Origin of the sequence: Kocuria rhizophila (assembly GCF_003667225.1) — a bacterium.
GTDB lineage: Bacteria > Actinomycetota > Actinomycetes > Actinomycetales > Micrococcaceae > Kocuria > Kocuria rhizophila.
Window position 1 is genome coordinate 1 of sequence record NZ_RCOM01000160.1, and the last position, 1,010, is coordinate 1,010.

Consider the following 1,010-nt stretch of genomic DNA (forward strand, 5'->3'; position numbering starts at 1 on the left):
TGAGTTTGTTGGAGGCTCCTGACCTTGGAAACGAGGATGGAGTTATGCCGAAGGAACTGGCGAATGGGAAGCCGACGACGCGTCGCTACTCGGACGAGGAGAAGGCCGCCGCGGTGCGGATGGTGAGGACGCTGCGGGCCGAGCTCGGGGTCACGCAAGGAACCGTGCAGCGAGTCGCGACGCAGCTCGGGTACGGGGTCGAATCCGTGCGGATGTGGGTGAAGCAGGCCGACATCGACGAGGGTGTCACCTCCGGCGTGAGCTCGGCGGAGGCGCAGCGGGTGAAAGAGCTCGAGCAAGAAGTCCGCGAGCTTCGCCGGGCCAACGAGGTGCTGAAGCGGGCTGCGTCTTTCTTCGGGGCGGAGCTCGACCGCCACTACCGGAAGTAGTCGCGTTCATCGACGCGAACAAGGACGACCTCGTCGACGGTCGCCGGCTCGGAGTCGAGCTCATCTGCAGACAGTTGCAGGTGGCTCCGAGCAGCTACTACGCCGCTAAGACCCGCACCCCGTCCGCCCGTGCCCAGCGGGACGAGGAGCTGATCCCGCGGCTCGTCGAGCTGTGGGAGGCGAACTACCGGGTCTACGGGGTCCGCAAGCTCTGGAAGGCGGCCCGGCGGGCGGGGATCGCGATCGGCCGCGACCAGACCGCGAGGTTGATGAAGGTGGCAGGGATCGAGGGCGCAAGGCGCTCGAAACGGGTGAAGACGACCAGGCCGGATCCGGCGTCCGCGCGACACCCGGATCTGGTGCAGCGGGAGTTCACCGCGACCGCTCCGAACCGGCTCTGGGTGACGGATCTGACGTTCGTGGCGACCTGGGCCGGTGTCGCGTACGTGTGCTTCATCATCGACGCGTTCTCCCGCATGATCGTCGGGTGGCGGGTCGCGTCGCACATGCGCACCGAGATGATCCTCGACGCCATCGAGATGGCCCGCTGGTCCAGAGGTCACCGCCACGCGGACCTGCGGTGTCACAGCGACGCGGGGTCTCAAGGCGGATTCAACTGGT

The 1,010-nt window shown here is 67.0% G+C and carries 1 pseudogene and 1 other annotated feature; the pseudogene reads left to right on the plus strand.

The window, feature by feature from the left end:
* Positions 1-44: 44 nt before the first annotated feature.
* Positions 45-1,010 (plus strand): annotated as a pseudogene (locus tag D9R02_RS11810) (IS3 family transposase); the annotation flags it as partial.
* Positions 344-478, plus strand: a sequence feature (AL1L pseudoknot). Its footprint overlaps the pseudogene before it by 135 nt.